Source organism: Gracilimonas sp., assembly GCF_017641085.1.
Lineage (GTDB): Bacteria > Bacteroidota > Rhodothermia > Balneolales > Balneolaceae > Gracilimonas.
In genome coordinates this window covers 788,477-807,306 of record NZ_JAEPPI010000003.1, presented here as the reverse complement: position 1 = coordinate 807,306, position 18,830 = coordinate 788,477, and the positions used below count along the sequence as shown (strand labels likewise).

At 41.8% G+C, this 18,830-nt stretch carries 6 protein-coding genes; all 6 read left to right on the top strand.

Going from position 1 to position 18,830, the window contains the following annotated elements:
* The first annotated feature begins 17 nt into the window (after positions 1 to 17).
* Positions 18 to 1,562 (top strand): hypothetical protein, encoded by a 1,545-nt coding sequence (locus tag JJ941_RS14520; protein WP_290966738.1) that lies wholly within the window; start codon positions 18 to 20, stop codon positions 1,560 to 1,562.
* 5 nt (positions 1,563 to 1,567) lie between these two features.
* Positions 1,568 to 3,487, top strand: a complete 1,920-nt coding sequence (locus JJ941_RS14515; protein WP_290966735.1) for a hypothetical protein — start codon at positions 1,568 to 1,570, stop codon at positions 3,485 to 3,487.
* 240 nt (positions 3,488 to 3,727) lie between these two features.
* On the top strand, positions 3,728 to 5,683 hold the full coding sequence (locus tag JJ941_RS14510) for a PEGA domain-containing protein (protein ID WP_290967004.1): 1,956 nt from the start codon (positions 3,728 to 3,730) through the stop codon (positions 5,681 to 5,683).
* A gap of 4 nt (positions 5,684 to 5,687) precedes the next feature.
* Positions 5,688 to 6,647: a hypothetical protein gene (locus JJ941_RS14505; protein ID WP_290966732.1), complete on the top strand. Its 960-nt coding sequence runs from the start codon at positions 5,688 to 5,690 to the stop codon at positions 6,645 to 6,647.
* A 73-nt stretch (positions 6,648 to 6,720) separates the two neighbouring features.
* Positions 6,721 to 17,361 (top strand): FG-GAP-like repeat-containing protein, encoded by a 10,641-nt coding sequence (locus tag JJ941_RS14500; RefSeq protein ID WP_290966729.1) that lies wholly within the window; start codon positions 6,721 to 6,723, stop codon positions 17,359 to 17,361.
* Between the two features lie 140 nt (positions 17,362 to 17,501).
* Positions 17,502 to 18,830 (top strand): efflux RND transporter periplasmic adaptor subunit, encoded by a 1,329-nt coding sequence (locus JJ941_RS14495; RefSeq protein ID WP_290966727.1) that lies wholly within the window; start codon positions 17,502 to 17,504, stop codon positions 18,828 to 18,830.

The window sequence follows — 18,830 nt, the reverse complement described above, 5'->3', positions numbered from 1 at the left end:
AACGTTGAGGTTTAAAGATGGGGTTTTTCGATTGCAATAATACAGGGAAAAAATATTTTCCCGCTTTTCTGATTTTATTCTTATCCCTTTCACTGATTCCGGCCATGGTTTCTGCTCAGGATACCGAGTACGAAAAATGGAAGAAACAGCAAGAAGCTGAATTCAAAGAGTATCAGGATAAATTCGATAAAGAGTTTATTGAGATGTTGGAAAAAACCTGGGAAGAAGTAGGTATCAACCAGGGGTCTGATTTCTACAAAGAAAGAAAGCCTATCACCATCCCAAAGGCTCCGCCTAAACCGACCGTTGAGAATACCGCTCCCAAGGACGATACCCCGGTTCGCGAACGTATTAATATTGATATACCTGACGCTCCCGAGCCTGAGCCTATTAAAATAGAAATACCACCCAAAGAGTCGATGTTTGGGGATATTGAGACACGTTCCACCAACATCAATTACTTCTCCTCTACCATTCCTTTTGAATACCCGACTCAACTCAGAGCTCTGTATTCTCCCCGCGAATTTTCCATGAGAAAAACCGATAACAAACGTATTGCTGAGTTTTGGGATAAAGTGAGCCGGATAAACCACGATCCGATTATATCCTACTCCAATAAAGTACGTGAGGAATTAAAGCTGAACGATTGGGGCTACGTGCTGCTGATCAACGACTTTGCCAATACGGTTTATGAAGGCTACGACAAGAAGCTGGTCAACCTTTACAATTGGTTTTTGCTAACCCGGGCAGGATATAAAGTGCGCATCGGGTACGACCAAAATGATGTTTACATCCTATTTGCTGTAGAATACAATGTATTTAACACCAAGTACTACACGCTGGATGGCGAACAGTACTATGTAATTGACCTGAATGAAGACAAGCAGACTCCAAGCTCTATCTTCACTTACACCGGTTCACACCAAAGCCAGAGCAAAAAACTGGACCTTACCATTAAAGAATTTCCGAATTTGGGCGATACAAAGAATGTTGAGTCCCGAACTCTCGAATTTTCCTTTAATGAAAAAGACTACAGTATCCCGGTTTCCATCGACAAGAATTTGATTACCTATTTCGAATATTTTCCGCTAACCGAGCTCCCTGTATTCTTTACGGCTTCCCTTTCTGAATCGTCCAAGAAATCGATTTATGAAAAACTTGCCCCTGCCATCGCAGATATGAGCGAAGAAGAGGCGGTGAACTTCCTCCTCCGTTTTGTGCAAACTGCCTTTGACTACAAAACGGACCAGGACCAGTTTGATCGTGAGAAATACATGATTCCCGAAGAAACCCTTTTCTATCCTTATTCTGATTGTGATGACCGCTCTATCCTTTTTGCCAACCTGGTTCAGGAATTGGTGGGATTAGAAGTAGTTGGACTGAGATACAGTAAGCATCTTGCTACCGCCGTTTCCTTCACCGGCAATAATGTGGAAGGCGACAGCCATTATCATTCAGGGAAAAAGTATATCGTTGCAGATCCGACCTATATAAACGCATCTGTTGGAATGACCATGACTCAATACAAAAACGAAAAACCAGAAATTGTAAGCTTACAATAACCACAATGTACTATTCAAAGAAAAATTCCATCAGTCAACTGATTCTACCGCTGCTTTTCGCTGTTTTTATTTCATCGAACGCATTTGCCCAAACTCCGGACATCGAAGCCATTAAAGCCGGTGATGACCATTACTGGGGTGAATTCTGTTCACAAAATCAGAGTGAAAGCGAGTCTGCTGCTATCGATCAGCTGCTGTCCAAAATTGCCGTAAATATTGAGTCATCTTTCACTAATAAAGTATCCGAAAGCATCACCGACAATCAGGGTGAGTATAAGCAGGAAGTTGAAGGAATCGTTAAAACCTATTCATCGGCTCAGCTAAAAAACCTTAAAACCTTTAAGGAACCCCGTGATTGTGGAATTTACGTGTTCAGGTACATTCAAAAATCATCGGTAAATGAGATTTTTGAAAACCGGAAACAGCTGGTAAAGGATATTTTTGATAAAGCCGAGGAATTTGAAGAAGAAGGCAACTTTGCCAATGCCCTTAAATACTATTACTTCAGCATCATACTGTTGAATTCCATCCCGGAATCTACCCTGATGCATAATGGTGATAACTTGTATGTAGAACCCGGGTTCAGGATTCCTTCAATAATGCAATCTGCATCATTTGAAGTTCTTTCTGATGAAATGCTTACTGATAAGAATCGAGAGATTACTTTAGCTGTTCTCGTTGATGGTGAAAAAGCAAAAACTCTGGATTTTAGTTTTTGGGATGGTAATAATTCAGTATCTGCTAAATCGATTGATGGAACTGCAACTATTAACCTGTATGGCTCTAGTACGATGCTTAGAGAGATACAAATAAATGTAAAGTATGACTATTACGAAAACAGAGGGGAAATAAAAGAAGTAAGTGACCTTTGGAATTTAGTACAACGCCCCCCTTTCAAATACACAAAAAGAGTCAGATTAGACCAACCAATTTCAGAAAGCAAAAAAGAAGAGCTTAAAGAAAAGGTGTCTTTTGCAGCAATGAATGAGACCTTTACACTTAACACTTTTATGGGGGAATCTGGCGATTCATCTGATCTTGATGAGAAGGAAATTGCAGTGAGTGAAGAACAACTCAAAGAGTTAGTACCATCTCACCTTACATCGTTACAGGAATACTTCAATTCTGGGGTTGAAAACCCAGAATGGCAAGAAGATGAATTCTTGAACAAAAAGCTGACAGATATTGAAGATTTCAATAATCTTAGTGTATCTAATAATACTTCGAAGTCTGAGATTAATAAAACTCGTAATGGATGGGAGTTTCGTCAATTAACAACCACTGCTCGTTATCCCTCAATCAATCTCCAAACAAAAGAGTATTTAGTTCCTGATTTAGATTCCACAGGTTCAGTAAAAGATGTAAATTTTGGTGTAATGGATGGAATGTATGATGAATTTCGCCGCCAATCTGGATATGGAAATGACTGGGATAAACGACAGGTAATGATCAAGTTTGTAGAAAAATACAGGACTGCCTATTTAACAAGAAATGTAGAACAACTTGGGACTATGTTTGCAGAACAAGCTGTAATTATAACTGGAAGAGTCCTTAAAGTTGATAATAGTAGCTCTGGCGATAAGTTTGCTTATGAACAGAATCAGGAACGCCAACCGGATGTGGAGTATCTTCGGGAGACAAAGAAAGAGTTCTTGGAACGACAGACCCTTCTCTTTGCATCAAAGCCTGACATTCACTTAGGTTTTTCGACGTTCAATATCCTTAGAAAAAATAATCAGGAAGGCATTTATGGTATTAGCATGAGGCAAAGCTATCAATCGACCAATTACTCTGATGAAGGATATTTATTTCTCTTAATAGACTTCAATAGTGATAAACCAAAAATTTATGTAAGAGCTTGGCAACCCAAAGAGTGGTCTGACGAGGCTTTGGTTGAATTGGGGAATTTTAAAGTAAATTCATGATAAACTATTATCTCTCTTGTATGATTTAGAGATGACTGATAGATTATCATTAAAGTTGGGGTAAATAGTGGGTGAAAATTTGGGGATTTTCACACTACTTTTTTCACTTTCTTAGATTTTTATGGGAAAGGTATATAATAGTTTACTGCATATTTATGTAGTCATTAAATCTTAATTTTTTTTTATTCTGATCAAATCCATTAATGGCTTTGTAGGGTTAATCATAAATAATTGAATAAAGTGTATAAAATTAATATTCGTTCTACTTTGTACATATTAGGTATATTTGTATTTGGTTTTTCTTCTATTACAAATCTTAAAGCTCAAGATCAAAACGATGGGCCTTCAGAGATGAGAGTAGTTGAGGGATCAGTATCCATTTCTTCCGGTGAATTGATTCAAGACAGGGATGATAATAGAGACATAAACGGAAACTTAGCAGCCGGTATTAGAGTGAAATCCGATTTAACGGGCTTGGTTTTTGAGGCTAGAAATGGAATTATAAAAACCGTCCAGGATCCGGGGTCTACTCTACTATATCTATCTGCCAATGAAAGAATGGTTACAGTTTATAAAAATGGCTACATCCAGTTAGATATCGTTCTAAATGATGTAGGAATTGATCTGGATGAGGGTAAGGTTTGGGAATTAATCATTACGGGTGACAAAGACGCCAGTATTGCTCCCGTACAATTCAGGGTGAATCCAGAAAATAGCACGTTAATAATAGATGGTACTCCTAGACTTTTAAATACCACTGTTTTTGATACTTCCTTAACTACGGGTGTTCACTATATACAGGTACGAAAACCTCAGTACGCGTTTGTAAATGATACTATCACTGTTTCAGCAGAAACTACAAACAACCCATCATATAATCTGCAACGAATTAACCCAATTCCTGTCACTATTACCTCTGAACCCGCTGGAGCATCTGTTACACTTAATGACGAGCCTGGGAGTAGAGGAACTACACCTCTAACTATTAGAGAATACCCTGGAGAATATAAAATAGAATTAACTCTTGACGGTTATTCAAGAGTTGTTGATGAAATTGATTTTACTGGTGAAAACACTGAGTTTAATTATAACCTACAGGAATTTGTCGGTTATTTGTCTGTAAGCTTATCACCAGAAAATGCCGTTCTACTTATTGATAATGAAATAATAAGTGACTATGACCAAATTAAGCTTAGACCAGGGGTTTACTCATTAGAAGCAAGAGCACCGGGATACGACAGACAGCAAGAAAATATAACAATCGAGCTTGGTGATTCTCTTAGCAGAGAAATTAATTTAACTCAAATTACCGGCAATCTTTTCTTTTCAATTGATCAGGAAAATGCGAATGTATCATTATTAAAAAACGGGCAAGAAATTGAATCTTGGCAAGGTAATTTTTCAAAAGAAGGTTTGCCAGTGGGGATGTATGAGATAAGGGCCAGTTTAAATAATTTTGAGACAAAGACTCGCCAAATTGAAATTATCCGTGATTATGACCAAATCATCAGTATGGATCTTGCTCAGATTGATGGTAAAGGCGCTCTTACAGTAGATGGAATATTTGAAGAAGCTGAAATTACATTAAAAGGACCCGGATTCAGCAGGGAATATAGTACAATGCCTTTTACTCTACCATCATTGACCTATGGAACGTATGAAGTTACCATCGAAAAAGATGGCTTTGACGATGTAACAAAAGAGGTTCAGGTTAACTCATTAAGCCAGGAGATCACTTTTGTAGATGAGTTCCAGCCCCGAAGTAAAGGCAAGGCCGTGCTTAGATCGGTAATACCAGGTGCTGTTTTCCCCGGGGTCGGGCATGGCTACTTGGGCAAAGGCGGAAGAGGATGGCTGTATTTTCTGGCAGGAGGTGGTGCCTTGGCCTATAGTATTAAGTCGTATGTGGATTACAATAATTCGTACAATAAGTACCAAACAGCGTTAGACCTCTACAAAAAAGAATCAGCAGGATCGAATAGATTCGAAGAGCTCAGGTCAAATTACCGAGGACATTATCAGGATGCCGATGATGCTTTAAAGCAGGCTTCTATTGGTTTATCAGTTTATTTAGCGATTAAGGGAGTTGAGATCGTTGATTTAATGCTACAAAAATCCAATAAAAAGAAACTCGAGAACGCGAAGATTGAATTTAATGCCCGGAATAACGGCCTCAGCATGAGAGTAAATTTTTAAGATTATGAAAAACCGAACAATGAATATTTTCAATAAGCTGTCTTCACTCCTACTTTTACTTCTGATAACGGGAGCAATGATTTCCTGCGATAACATCTTAGATCAATTTAGCGAACTACCTAATGACGAAGACGATGGAGCAGTAAACAAAAATGATCCTTGTAACGAAAATTTTGTTCTGCCAAACTTACGTTTTACAAATTCGAGCTATTCTTTTGACTCACCCTTTGAAGTAAATCAGCGGGAACTTACCCTTGAATGGGACGTGGTAAGCTCAGAGGGTACTACCTTAAATTTTGATTACAATTACGAATTCAGGTATGCCGCTCCAGGTGAAAGCATTGCCAATGCAAACTGGCAGTCTATAAATGAGTCTGAGTCAGTTACAATACCGAACTTGAACGAAACTTTTAACGGGGAAAATTATGCATTTGAAATATTTGCAGAATATATACCCAATGGAAACTGTGGTGTTAAAAACGAAACCTTCACCGGGCAATTCTCAGTAAACGCTATTCAAAGCCGCGGCTTCCTGTTTAATCCTTATCAAATCAGCAGTAACAATGACGGGACCTACACCGCGGAAATTTATTTGGATGAAATTCAGGAAAGTGATGACCTGACCGCTTTTTCATTGGTACTCAATTACGATGATGCACTCCTGACCGTTACCGATGTACAGGTTTTTGGGGAAACCGGAAGCTTTTTAAATCCGGATGGCAGTAATACGCTTGTGTATGTACAGCCGGAGATCAACTCGAATTTTATAACTATAGAAGCAGGCATAGCCGGAAACAGTGCTTCTATCTCCGGAGGCGGTGCCGTTTGTGAAATCACTTTCGCTCCAACCGGAAGTTTCCAGGGAAATACCAGTTTATCCATACATAACACTTCTGTGCTGAAGTCCTCCCAGGGCTTTGACATAGACATTCTGCAGTTTGATCAGGCAGAGGTAATTCAATAAGCTCAGGAGAAATATGGATTCAAAAAAATTATTTAACTCTACGTTTATCAACCGCGCAGTAACACGTTGTATTATGAAAAAAGGCCTTCTACTATTCGGGATCTTCACCATTGGTGCTTTCACCTCCCCTTCTGCTTTTGCACAGGATAAGAAAGCAGATAATCAAACGGTTTCAGCCACTACTTTATCCGGCAATACTGATATGATTTTAAACAGCCCGGTAGTACCGGAATCTCCTGACAGAGACGAGATAGCTGAAAGTGAATTATTCCCAACTGCTGACACCGTTTATACCTTTGCAGATGGGCTAATTCCAGTCAATTTTGACCCATATTTAAGTGGAACAAAATTTGGAAGGACAACATCGCCTAATGACTGGTTTATAGAACAATCCGCTAATACTCTTAATAGTGGAAACAGCATCAGAAGTGGTGTTATCAATCATTCCGAAAACAGTAATACAGGAATTTGGGTTCATATCGCTGAGGGTGGCGGGACACTACAGTTCCAATATAGACTTAGTACTGAGCAAAATTCTGATTTCTTTTATCTGGAAATTGCCGGAACTGTAGTTGATTCTGCTTCGGGAGACATTCCATGGACAAATAGTCCTGTTTATGACCTTCCAGCCGGAGAATATTATATCGACTTTTGGTTTTCCAAGAACGGAAGTCAAGACGATCCCAACGGTATTGATGCCGTATTTTTAGATGATATTTCAATCACAGGTTTAGACACTACGCCGGTAAAAATATCAAACATCCAACCAAATGCAGCCAGTCCATTTTCTACAGTGGCTATATACGGGAGTGGTTTTTCGAATGCTCTTTTAAATGTGTCATTCGGAGGAGTACAAGCTAATTTAATCAGTTCATCAGAATCTAAACTTGTAGTTGAAGTACCTCAGACAAATATTGGATTTAATGACGTTACCGTTGGTAACTATTACGGTAGTGATACTACTTCTGGTTTTACTGTATTGAATGCAGTAGATGCGAGTTTTTCTTCAAATAACACCCTCCCTGGTACTCTTTTGAATCCCAGGGATGTAGATTTAGCAGACTTGAATGGCGATACCTATCCGGATTTAATTGTTGCTTCAACAGCTGATCACAGGATAGTTGGTTATTTTAATAATGGTGATGGCACTTTTGGTACTCAGGTTGATTTAGCAACCAACATATGGGATGTATTTGAAGTTACAACGGCTGATATTAATAATGATGGGTATGTAGATCTTGTTTCTGGAAATTATAATATCGACGGGCAAGTGTCATGGTTCCCAAATAATGGCTCGGGCAGTTTTCCCACTCAAAATGTATTATCAGCTGCAGATGGTGATGTAGGGGTTCGTTCTATTGCCACAGGGGATTTAGACGCTGATGGTTATACAGATATTATTGCCGGTTTTTCTAAAACGAATAAAATAGTCTGGTATCAAAACCAGGGTAATGGAACCTTTTCTTCAAGTATAGAAATTAAATCTTCGGCCCCCGATCCAAGAGCTATCAGAGTAACTGATATGGATAATGATGGAGACCTTGACGTTTTATTCGCAACCAATACTGATGAGCAAATTGGATGGTTCCCAAATAACGGTGACGGGACTTTTGGTGCTGAAATAGACATTCCTTCAACAACAAGTAGTCTATGGGATGTGATTCACGCCGATTTTGACGGAGACGGTGATCAGGATGTAGCTTCCAGTTCGAATCTTGATGACAAAATTGTATGGTATCCAAATAATGGAGATGGGACATTTGATGTAAATTCTGAAATTCAAGTCTCAAATGGTACTGCTGACGCCCCAAGAAAGATTCATGCTGCTGATCTTGACGGAGACGGTGATCAGGACATTTTATCTGCCTCCTTTCAGGATGATAAGGTCACTTGGTATGAGAACGATGGCTCTGGAGCATTTACTGTTAAATCGCCAATAAGTACAACGGAAGATGGTGTATATGCTATCGTTGCAGCTGATTACGATAATGATGGCGATCAGGATGTTTTCTCTACTACCCTCAACTCTGATTTGGTATCTTTTTTCGAAAACACCGGTACCGAAATTGTAACCTATGTAACTAAAGTTTCTAAAGAAGCCGCCGCTCCCGGTTCTTCCATTCAGGTATATGGTTCCGGTTTTAATAGTTCCAGTTCAGTTTATATCGGTGGCGTTCAAGCAACGGTGGAATCGGCTCAATCTACCAAGCTGAGCGTTACGGTTCCTTCCATGAATACCGGTATTCACGATCTGATCGTTCAAACGGATGGAGATGTAGCGGAGTATACAGGTAAGTTCACGGTCATAAAAGAGCAACCTGCTTATTTTGAATTTGCGGAATCCTTCGATAATGGAAACAGCAGTTCAAATATTTCAGTTAGCCTGGACCTGGACGGAGACGGCGACTATGACGTGCTTGAAAATTATAGTTTAGGGGGGGGCGTTTACGAACTTATTCCTTTAATTAATGATGGTAACGGTAACTTCACCTATGGTACTTCTGTTGCTAATACTTCAATTATAGAACAGGCAGCAGGAGATTTTAACGGAGATGGGTTTGAAGACCTCGTCTATTTCACAAGTCTTGGTACCGATTCCCTCATATTTTTACCGAGTAACGGCGATGGTTCATTCGGTAATAAAATCCACCTAACCGGTTTTAGCACTACTTTCTTCAACTATCACATGGAAGCCGCTGATGTAAATTCAGATGGTAATTTAGATTTATTAGGCGGTAATTTAGGAAGTGGAGCGCTTAGCTGGTTTGCCGGCAATGGGGATGGCACCTTCGGTACAGAACAAACTATTATCACTGGGTCAAGCCTGATCTATGATTTCACTCTATCAGATTTAGATTTAGACGGAGATTTAGATATTGTAACCGGCCAAAATGGTATCCTGAACTGGTTCGAAAATGACGGAACTGGTTCATTTACCCTTGTAGCCAGCCTTGGTTCGTCTTCCTATCGCACGGTAGCTACCTCCTATGTTAATGGTGACGATTATCCGGATATCATAACCGGAACATCCGGCGAAACGTTTTATTTAATTAATAATGGAAACAGCACTTTCGGCTCCCAAATCGGGATCAGCTCTTCAACCGGGAATGGAATAACCTATGAGATGGAGGTGCTTGATTTTGATGGCGATGGTGATGAAGACATTTTGGGGAGCAATAACAGCTACCTCTTCTGGATTGAAAAAACAGGCACCTTCGATTATTCTGACGTCAGAATTATTCGAACTTCGGCAGGATTGCAACGAAAAACTGATGTTCGTGATTTTGATAATGATGGTGATTTGGACATTATAGGAAGTCCATTTTCAGGTGGAACCCTGGAATTTTACAGAAACCTCGTTCCCGATCTGAAAATCTCAGATGTAATTCCATTAGGTGCTGCTACGGGTTCAGAAGTCGAAATATATGGTAACTCGTTTAGCAAAGATGTGTCTGATTTAACTGTTTCTGTCAATGACATTGTTGCTAACATAGTTAGCTCTGAAGGAGATGCTACATATGCTAATAAATTGGTCATTGAAATCCCGGTTACCGCTGCCGGACCTGCCGAGTTAAGTATTATTAGCGGAAACCGAAGCGTAGTAGAACAAAATGCCTTTACCGTTCTTAAGAGTGAAGGTGCCTATTTCGACGGACAAAACATCATCTACAATCAACCGGAACAACCATATATATCCGTTTTCGGAGATCTGAATGGAGATGGGTACAAGGATTTGGTAACCTGGTCGAACACGAACGATAACCTCGATTGGTTTGAGAATAATCAGGCAGGTGGATTCGGCTCCCGTACTCCTATCACAAGTGGTACGTTTGTTTACAATATTGAAATCACTGACGTCGATAATGATGGAGATAATGATATCGTTACTCTGGATGGAACCAACCGGTCCGTAAGAGTATATCCTAACCTGGGCTCCGGATTATTCAGCACCCCTTATGATCTCTACGACTATCCTACCCAAAGCGGTTATACACCTACTTTAAAAGATTTCACAATGGTTGACATGGATGGTGATGGATTAAAGGATCCGGTTGTTAGTCTCTATTACACCGCTTCATCTGGCTTCAGCCCTTATTACACCAAAGTATTGTGGCATAAGAATAACGGGGATGGCACAGCTGAACTACCTAATGATGTATTCAGTTTCAACAGCAGTTCCTTCTCATCAACTTACATTTCTGACTTTCATATCACTGACTTTGATGGAGATGGTGACCAGGATGCATTAATAGCATATGATAGCGGAAAAGGTATACGTGCTTTAATAAACGAGGGTAATAATAACTTTAGCAACACCGGTGCTGAAAACCGGTACTATTATTCCAATGAACTGATTTCGGATATGAAATCAGTTGATTTTAACAAGGATGGTATAAAAGACATCGTATTCGGCCGTCGCTATATAGGTACCTCTTTTTCCAATAACATTACGGTAACCCAAGGCACCGGATCCTCGAATCCAGCACTTACTGTACTGCATGAAAGCTCAGGTTATCCGGATGAAATAGAAGTGCTAGATTTCAATGGTGACGGTTTTTACGACATTCTGTTTTCATCATTAGGTGGAGATGAAATTACCCTTCTGCTTACGGACGGAAGCTCAGTAACGGATACCGTAAACATAGCCACTTCTGCAACCATTAACGGACCAAGATATATTGATGCAGCAGATATGGATAATGACGGAGATCTGGATGTGGTTTCCGCTTCAAGCTTAGACGACAAAATCGCCTGGTATGAAAACAGTACACCTCCTCTGCCATTAACAACCATTGCAGATGCACGTCAACTGGCTAATGGAGAAACTGTGAAAGTACAGGGTATTATCACCCGTCAGCACGGGAACGTATATAAGATTCAGCAGAATAACGCCGGTCTACACTTATATGCAACTTCCAGCTTTAATGCCCCCCTGTTTAATTCAGGTGCCCAAATAGGTGACCTTGTGGAGTTAACGGGGACCTTAGGCGAGGTAAGTTTCACCAAGGAATTGATCAGTATCTCATCGGTAGACATTATTTCTTCCGGAAACTCCCTCCCAACCCCTGTTGAAATCGTATTAAACAATGTATCTGATTATGAGCAGTATGAATCTGTACTGGTAAATGTTAAAAACCTGTCGGTCAATACAACCGATCAGAACTTTTCCAATGATACGAACTACAGTATACTGGAGGCTGGTACTGCTGCAAATATTACCATGCAGATTGCTGGTACTGACGTTACAGAACTAGGTGGTGCCGTAATTCCGGATGACTTTGAATATACAGGAGTTATTTACCAATCATCATCTAATGCAACTGACGGATATCTCTTATTCCCTACAAATTCAGAGGATATCAGATATTATACTCCTGATAATGAATTCATTTCTATCGAAAGTGCCAAAAACTTGGTTGACAGTTCCTTTGTCCGCGTGCGTGGAGTGGTAACCTCACCTAACTTCCAGGCTTCTGTTAATAATACTGCCTTTTATATTCAGGACGGTGATTTTGGAATTGTCGCCTTCAATGGTGATGTACCTGTCTCAGGAATTGCCCCCGGTGACAGTGTGGAAGTGGAAGGAGAAATGGAAACTTTTAACGGTCTTCGGGAAGTTATGGTCAATGATGTCAATAACGACATCTCTGTTCTTAACAGCGGAAACACCTTGCCTGATCCTAAAGTCATTTCCTATAATGATTTCGTAAATGGCGGTGATCCATCAACGGACCTGCAAAACTTACAGGGAACTCTGGTTAGAATTAATGACCTGATCACAGATCCGGGTACCTGGCCTGCCAATGCATCGGCTGTGTCAACTACAGTATCAGCTGAAACATTCGGTGGAAATAACGTAAATATCCGCCTCTGGGCTCAAACACAGATTATAGGCGATACCCCTCCGGCCTATCTTGACCTCATAGGTGTCTTAAGTACTTTTAACGGTTCTCAATTAGCTCCCCGTTTCTCAAGTGATATCATTCCGATTGAAACACCGGGCCCTTTGAATATGACGGCTACTGCCGGAGCTTCATCCATTGATCTTGACTGGAGTCCAAGTCCGGCCCCGAATATCGGCGGATATAATGTGTACCGATCAACATCTTCATTCTCAGATTCAACCGCCGCAACACGATTGAATACATCGGTAATTGGTGATACCACCTTTACGGATTCAACCCCGGTTGAGAATACCACCTATTATTACCGTGCGGCAGCCTATGATACCGTAACAGGCGCCTTATCGCAGTTAAGTGATGAAGTAGTTGTACCATTCAAAATTAAGAGCCTTTATGCACTGTCTGCAACCGCCGGAGACGCCGGAAGTTCATTAACTATCTACGGTGCTAACCTCACCAACAGTTCTCTCGATGTACAGATTGGCGGACAAAGTGCCACCATTACCTCATCAGATTCAATTAAGATCTCCGTCACCATACCGGCTGTATCTCCGGGCACCTACCCGGTTACCGTAGTCATAAACGGGAATACATTCCTGAATGCGCCGGATATGTACACCGTATTGGAAGATACTCCTGGGGAAAGCGGCTTTTTCCAGGATCCTACATCCCTTGCTACCCTGTCGGGCATACTTGAAGTGCAGATTGCCAATCTGGATAACGACCAGGATCTCGATATCCTAACCGCATCCTACAACGAGAATTCATCTAACAATGTAGACTACCTTGAAAACCTCGGTAGCCTGACTTTTTCCGCTCCTGAGGCCTTGGGAGAAACAGGCGATGCACGTGCACGCAGCGTTACCTACGCTGATTTTGATGGTGACGGTATTTTAGATGTCGCCGCGGCATATAACAATGTGCTGGGCTGGTATAAAAATGATGGTGCTTTTAACTTTTCCAGTGTGGATGGTTCCGTAATTGAGACCTTCCCGGTTATCTCTAACTATAACTCCCAGGACGTGATAGCGTTTGATGTCAACCTTGATGGGGATACGGATATCATTCATGTACATACCATTTCTGACGATATCTCGTATTATGAGAATAACGGCACCGGTACTTTTGTGCTTCAGCAATTGATAGACGGCAATGCTCCTCTGGCTAATGATGTAAAAGCTGCCGATTTTGATGGGGATGGTGATTTTGACCTCGTTGCATCGATTGAAGCTTCAAATCAAATTGTGCAGTATGTTAATAACGCCGGCACCTTTGCTGCTGCTTCGGTAATTAGCTCTTCAGTTGATAATCCTCAAAACGTTATCACTGCAGATCTGGATAACGACGGTTTTGTTGATGTGCTTTCGATTTCACAAACCGATTCTAAAGTGGCCTGGTACTCTAACAGTTCCGGTAACGGAACCTTTGGAGCTCAAAGTGTTATTTCCAGCGACCTGACTGATCCTTTTAATGCTACGGCTGCCGACTTAAACGGTGATGACCTCAAAGACGTCATTGTTTCTACCTTAAATGGTGACCTGGTTTGGTATAAAAACCTCGGTTCCGGCAGCTTTGATACTGCAGATACGCTCCTATCCGGTGCCGGAGAATTGCGATCTGTGGCTGCTGCAGACTTAACGGAAGCAGGTTTACTTGATTTAGTTGTTGGAGATTATACAGCTAATCAATTGCTCTTATTGAAAAATGTGGATACCCCTCCCGCCCCTCCAACCGGCGTAACGGTTTCCGGAAATATTGGCTCGGCCTCATTAAGCTGGGATGCCAATACTGAAACAGATCTCCTGGGGTATGATGTAGTTCGAAGTACCAATCCTGATGTAGATGGATTCACCTCCCTGCTCGGCACACCACAAACAGGAACTACCTACGAAGATACCGGCCTGAATAACGGTGTAACCTACTACTATCGGGTGGTGGCTATCGACTCAAGTAATACCCGCGTAGCCTCAGATACCGTAAGCATCAAAGCCATATCAACCCAGATTTCCGGAATTTACCCTACTTCCGGTGTTGAAGGAACTCAGGTTACCTTATCAGGTATTGGGTTTTCTAACGTATCCTCTGAAAATCAGGTGCAGTTTGGTGGTACTAACGCTAATGTTATCAGCGCTGACTCTGCTTCAATTGTTGTAGAAGCGCCGGCTGGTTTATCCGGTTTTGTAAATGTTTCGGTAACAACCAATGGAATTGGATACACGTATCCTCACAAGTATCTATACCTCAATGAAAGTGAAGGAACCTTTGGCCTGTTCGAAACTCAAGGTGGGTTCTCAGGCAGAGGTAACATAACCTCGGCTGACATTAACGGAGATGGTTTTGAAGATTTGATTGCCACCCGACCCGCAGATAATCTAATTTCATTACTTTTCTCTGATGGTGACAATCCTTTCAACAGCGTACTAAGTCTGAATTATCCGGGATCGGTATCTCCGGCAATAATCAGGACGATGAATGTATATGGAAGTGATTTCCCGGATCTTGTATTTACTTCGAATGTGAACAATGAGTTCAGAGTTCTGAAAAATAACGGAGGAAGTACATCTACTACCGGATTCCTGGATGAAACTACGGTTACCGTTAATCATACCGGCATTTCTGATATATTCCCGGCAGATATGAACAACGACGGGTTTACCGATGTTGTCATTGCTTCTTCCGGTGATGGTAAAATCAGCTGGTACGAAAACCAGAGCTTCCAGTCTGCAGTCGCATTTGGCCCGGAGAACTCAGTAGTTGATAACAGCAACCTGATCAATTCTGTTTTTGCCGGAGACTTTAACGGCGACAACCTCACCGATATCGTTTCAGGTGAGAATGGCGGCCATGAAGTAGCTTATTATCAAAATAATGGAAACGGTTCATTTACCCGAACCGTAATCGGGTCCAACATCACCAATCCCGAAAGAGTGACAGCAGCCGACCTCGATAATGACGGCGACCTCGATGTGGTTTATGCTTCATCGGGAGATAGCGAGGTTGGGGCGTTTATCAACAATGGAGACGGCACCTTTGGAAGTAAGTCGGTTATAGGCACCGGTATTACCCAGGTTGTAGATGTTTCGGTTGGTGATCTTAACGGAGACGGACTGACGGATATACTCGCAACCTCACCGGACGATGGTCAGGGAATGTGGTTCCAAAATAATGGAGGCAACTCCTTCTCTTCAGAAATAGTGCTTACCAGCGATTTCAATGGAGCCGTCAGCATCCATCCTTACGACATGGATGGAAACGGTAATCTCGACATCGCTATTCGGGGACAATTCAGTGGTACAATCGGCGTAAGCAAAAACTTCCTGATTACTCCTCTGAGTGTCAACGATTTCAACCCAAATGGAAATGTACTGTATGTAAATAATGGCGTAGAAATCGTTTTTGATACCGACATTAATACACTTAATAACTTCTCAACGGTATTTTCCGGTGCTGTTACCTTTATCAATGACGATGGCCAGACTATTACTCCCGGTGCTCTGAACGCAGAAGGTAACAGCCTGATTCTGGATAACAACAACTTCTACAGTCTGGATACTCTTACTGTTCAGATTTCATCACAAAACATGCAGGATAACAGCGGCGGTCAGTATTTTGTTGATGTTGATGGAGACGGACAATTTACATCAGCTGATGACACCTATTCCTCTCCTGAATTTTACGTCACCATGATCGGCGATTTTAACAATGACTTCGCTGTTGACTTCGATGACCTGAATTCCTTCAGCAATGGCTGGAGAGATAATGACTTTGGGTTTGAGACTGCTCCTCTTGATTTTAGTGGTGGCTTAACTTTCCCGAATGCACGCCTGAATACAGATAACGATTTCAACGTTGAAGATATCGTCGCTTTTATTCGATTCTGGAATTTAACTCAAGACAGAAACAAAGCTGCCAAAGCACAGCACATGGCTGCTCTGATTTCCGGAATGGATAACGGTTCTGTAAGTGATGCGGCTTCTGCTCTGCGCTCAGGTGCTAAGCAAGCACTAAATTCGGGAACTGAGATTACAGTCGGTAATGACAATACCATTCAGCCGGCTTCACAGCAAAAATCCGCACTGTCCATTTCTGACACCCTGCAACATATCAGCTATACCAAAGTACAGCAGGCGCAGGAATACAGCAGCAACCCGAATGCTCCGCGTGAAGTCACTTATGCCTTTGCCCTCTCCCACCCCGACAGCGTGACTGCGCTTTCATTGGTGATCGATTACGATGAAGAGAAGCTCAGTGTTGCTGATATTACCGATCAGGAGCTGTTCAACATGCACAGCAGCAGCGCCAATGTGTTTCTCTCCCATGTGGATAGCGTTAACGGGATTATTACGCTTAACGTGGCCAACTTCGGAGCCCTTTCACCGGTTCAGGAAAGAGAAATTGCAACCCTGACCTTCCACTCCCTGAACGATCAGGATGCCGAACTCATCATCGCCTCCGACCTGAGAGCGAAAGGAAAACCGGCTCAGCAGCAAATTGCCCGAAAAGCGGTTAACGTTGCAGAAGAACTGCCGGAAAGTTTCACCATGTCACAAAACTATCCGAACCCGTTCAACCCTACAACAACCATTCATTACGAATTGGCTGAGCAGGCGAAGGTAAGTATCACCGTGTTTGACATCCTTGGTCGAAAAGTGGAAACGCTGATCAACGAAAACGGCGTACGCCCGGGATACTATAAACTGAACTGGGATGCTTCCCGCTACGCTTCCGGAATGTACATATATGTACTAAACGTGGAGTCCGCTTCCGGAAAAGCCTACTCGCTATCGAAGAAAATGGTGCTGGTGAAATAGCGTAAGACCCTTTTTTCCTTAAAAACCCCTTCGAAGTCATTCAGAATTTCAAGGGGTTTTCTTTTTTATACCATTTAACATTTGCAGGGGAGCGGTTTAGTAAACAATTGAGTTTTGCATATGAACTCAATAATTATACTATGAAACAGCTACTTGTCTTACCAAAACTATTTGTACTTACCGCCTTACTGCTCCTTTTAAATGCTTGTTCGGGGTCTGATGAAGATACCAGTCAAAATCAAACAACCGGAAATTCTGTAATTCCATCAGTAGAAGCGGTTCAGGCCCGTTACGGTTCACTCCCACTGGTAGAACGATTCAGTGGTAATGTGAAATCAGAAAACCAAGTGGCCTTGTATCCGGAAATTTCGGGGGTGGTAGAGCAGGTTTTTGTAAAAAACGGAGATTTCGTAGAAAAAGGCACTAAACTGGTTCAGTTGAATACCGATGTGTTGGAAAAACAACTTCAGCAGGCAGAAGCAGGGCTCAAGATTAACAATGCCCAGTTAAAGCAAGCCAAAGCTCAGCTCGCTGAAGTTCAGTCTGAATTTAAACGGACAAAACAACTGGAAGAGAAGAACCTGACCAGTCAGTTGGAAGTTGAACAAATTGAAGCCCGGCTTTTATCAGCCGAAGCCGATGTTGAATTGGCAGAAGCGCAACTCGATCAGGCCAGGTCTTTGGTGGAAGAACGCAAAGATGAGCTAAACAAAGCAGTAATACGGGCCCCTATTTCCGGAACTGTAGGTCAGCGTAATGCTGAAATCGGCATGCAGGCCTCTACAAATACCCAATTATTTCTAATCGGGGATTTAACAAAGCTCAAAATTGAGATCGTTCTTACTGAAAGTATGTTGAATCGAATTCAGGTTGGGCAATCTGCCCGAATCCTTATTGAGAATAGTGAGGGTGAACCAAGCTCTATCAACGCCAAATTATCCCGTATTTCTCCCTTCTTAAATGAAGTGTCACGGAGTACGGAAGCTGAAATTGATGTTAACAATGTAAACGGTTTATTACGTCCCGGGATGTTTGTACCCGTTGATATCTTTTTCGGTGAAAGTGAACAAGCTACCTTAATTCCTGTCAGTGCGCTTTATACCGATCCCACAACAGGAAGAGAAGGTGTGTTTGTAGCTACATCACTTGGTTCTGAAATAGAGCCGGTCAGTGACTCCAGTGATAATAATTCAGGGGGCCTGAGAGCTATGACCCAACCCACACCTGTGCAGTTTAAACCTATTGATGTTGTAGCAGAGGGTAGAATGGAGCTTGGGGTGAACGGTTTGGAAAGCGGTCAATGGGTAGTCACTGTTGGTCAAGACTTACTCTCTGAAGGAAGAACACAAGCCCGAATTCGTACCATGAGCTGGGACCGCATCTTTCAGCTTCAGCAACTGCAACGCGAGGATTTACTTGAAGAAATCATGCGTGACCGTGACAACCAACAAAATAACGTTACCCTTTAA

What these genes read in the sequence shown, in the direction of transcription:
- JJ941_RS14515 (WP_290966735.1), top strand. Translation starts at nt 1,568, where the DNA reads ATGTACTATTCAAAGAAAAATTCCATCAGTCAACTGATTCTACCGCTG.
- JJ941_RS14505 (WP_290966732.1), top strand. Translation starts at nt 5,688, where the DNA reads ATGAAAAACCGAACAATGAATATTTTCAATAAGCTGTCTTCACTCCTA.
- JJ941_RS14495 (WP_290966727.1), top strand. Translation starts at nt 17,502, where the DNA reads ATGAAACAGCTACTTGTCTTACCAAAACTATTTGTACTTACCGCCTTA.
- JJ941_RS14520 (WP_290966738.1), top strand. Translation starts at nt 18, where the DNA reads ATGGGGTTTTTCGATTGCAATAATACAGGGAAAAAATATTTTCCCGCT.
- JJ941_RS14500 (WP_290966729.1), top strand. Translation starts at nt 6,721, where the DNA reads ATGAAAAAAGGCCTTCTACTATTCGGGATCTTCACCATTGGTGCTTTC.